1 protein-coding gene is annotated in these 2,618 nt (G+C 42.1%); it reads right to left on the bottom strand.

Annotated elements, in window-relative coordinates; all coding sequences use genetic code 11:
* Positions 1-119: 119 nt before the first annotated feature.
* Complete coding sequence (locus U9Q18_01495; GenBank protein ID MEA3313030.1) at positions 120-2,288, bottom strand: tetratricopeptide repeat protein; 2,169 nt, start codon at positions 2,286-2,288, stop codon at positions 120-122.
* Between the last annotated feature and the right edge of the window lie 330 nt (positions 2,289-2,618).

The following is a 2,618-nucleotide window of genomic DNA, read 5'->3' as shown; positions in this document are numbered from 1 at the left end:
ATGAGGGGGATATCAGACTGTTTACGCTGAAAGGATAGAATCAATACTTGGTCAGAAAATTATTGAATTTGTAAGTGTTTTGAATGCTTAGTATTTTTAAGACCTAACCGGATTTTGTTCTAATAGGCTTTTTTCATATGATTTTCCGCTTCTTCAAACTTTTTTACCCCTGCCAGACTCACTGCATAGGCCTTTTCATATTTGTAATTTTCGTGCGAGAGGGCGATAGCTATTTCATAATGATTTTTACTGAACTCCCATGTGTAATCGTGCACATTTCCATTGTCGAATGAATACTCGGCAAGGAGAAGATGACCCTCTGGATTGTCGGGATCTATTTTTACTACCTCGTTCAAAACAGAGACAGCTTTCCTGTAATTACCTTTTTCCACGTAAACATCAGCCAGTGTCTTGTAATATGCCAGAAGCCACGGCCGGATTCTTTTTTCTTTATTTGTGTTTCCCTTTGATTTTTCATAATTTGTTTTTGTCCTGTTAAGATCCGCAATAAACCGGCTTTTATTCCTGTCCCATGCATTTTTTTTATATAGAAACAGGACAAGTTTGTTAAGGAAATCGGGAGACAGGGGAATAAGCCTTTTTAGTTTATCGTAATTGCGGGTTGTCTTGAAATATTCCTCAAAGAGCATATCAGGAGGTATCATCCTGTTGAAATGGCTCTTGTACCGCGTGTTTAAAAGGGTCGCTTTCTTGTAATTTTCCCTTGCCTTTTCCCTGTCTTTCCGTGCTTCGTAATACTTGCCTAACAGGTAGTACCCTCTGGCCTTATCCGGAATCACGGACACAATCTTCCTGTAGATGGCCTCAGCCTTTTCATGGTTGCCCTGTTTTTCATAGAGATTTTTGAGGAGGGCATATCCCCTGGCCTTGTCAGGCGTATCAGAGAGAATCTTCCTGTAGGTCTGCTCTGCCTCGTCAAAACGCTCCTGTCTGAGAAGCAGGTTGCCTAAGGCCTCGTATGAAAAGGCATCTTCATGATATTTTCTGATGATGGATTTCAATTCAGTTTCAACGGTTATGCTGTCCTTGTGCGATGCCAATGCAGATACATACTGCCTGCGGCCGGACGCGTTATCCGGGTCAATTTCGATGGCCCGCTTAAAATGATGTACTGACGTTTCCCACTTGCCGGAAGAGAGGGCCAGTCCGGCCAGTTTCAGGTGTATTTTTCCATTACCAGGATCGATTTTAAGGTATTCCTGAAGAATGTCTGCCACCTTTTCAGCCTTTTTTTCTTTCTGAAGCAGCGCCGCTAAAGTGTCGTAATAGGGGTATAGAATCTCCGGCGATTGATTGTTGAAATCGTATTGGTCGATCTGCAGATCCATATCTGCTAAAAATTTTTCTCTGTTCTCTTCCCATTCTTTCTTGTTGTACAGGAAGAATACGAGATTCTTCAGCCTTCTGTTATCTTCCTGCGCAATGGGCTTGAGCACATTGTAATCAAAAGTCAATCTTGTCATTGACTTGAGAGCTTCGTTAAACAGGGACGGTCTCAGGGAAACAGCCTTTTTGTATTCGCGAACAGCCCCATCAAATAAGGCTTTGATATCTTTTTTGTATTGATCTCCTGTTTTGGTATCATTTTCAAGATAGAGTATATGTTCGACAAGCCAGTCTGCAAATACTTTGTGATTATAAGTTCTGTTCGGGGCAAGAGCGGTCGCTCTTCTGAATTCTTTGATGATCTCCGACCTCCTTGGCACGACGTAGCTTTGCGTAGGCGGCTGACCTCCGACCTCCGACCTCCGACCTCTGACCTCTGTCTCTTCCAGACTTCTGACTTCTGACTTCTGACTTCTGTCTTTTCGTCCTCCGACCAGTAACTTTGACTTGAGAAGCCATGCAAGGTCCAGGTGATAGTAATTCACGCAGGGATTCAGGGAAATGGCCCGATAGTACTCCCTGATTGCCAGATCTTGAAAATATTTCGACATCCAGCCAATATTATACACCGGTTTGTTGTCTATGGTTTCCCATTTTCCCATCTCATTACCATACCGGTACATAAGCTTTTCGTACAGTTTTGCCAGTTGATAATGAACCTCCGGGTTATTGCCGTCCCATGTGATGGCCTTTCGAAAACTTGAATCGGAAATCAGTGGTTTTGAGTCGGTATTTTCAGCCACTTTCTCGCTTGCATCATATTCGTGAAGTTCGGAATACCCCTTTTTGAACCACCTGTCCGCAATGTATTGTTTGACAACAAGGAATTGGAGTAAAACAATAACAGTAAGAATTGTTATATATAAGAGTTTCTTTTTCATCCAAATTGTATTATTTTTAAATTATTGGTAACATTTTAGCCCTTTGAAAAAAATTCTGACAGGATAACAGGATTGACTTGATTTAAAAAAACCATTGTACCGATATCCTGTTTATCAGCCAATTCTATCCTGTTAACGCTTCAAATGTACAGTATGTGAGACGACCCCCGGTATTGTCATTGCGAGCGACACGCGGCGCAAGCACCTGCGCTGCGCGAGCGAAGCAATCTCGTGTTAGTTAACTGTTTATAATTATTAGATTGCTTCGTTGCTGCGCTCCTCGCAATGACCAGTGGAAACACTTTTTACGAAACCATCAATTTTGCTGAA

The organism is Caldisericota bacterium, from assembly GCA_034717215.1.
GTDB lineage: Bacteria > Caldisericota > Caldisericia > Caldisericales > Caldisericaceae > UBA646.
This window is presented reverse-complemented; position numbering and strand designations above follow the sequence as displayed.

Excerpts from the sequence above, each read along its gene's own strand:
- U9Q18_01495 (MEA3313030.1), bottom strand. The coding sequence starts at position 2,288 with ATGAAAAAGAAACTCTTATATATAACAATTCTTACTGTTATTGTTTTA.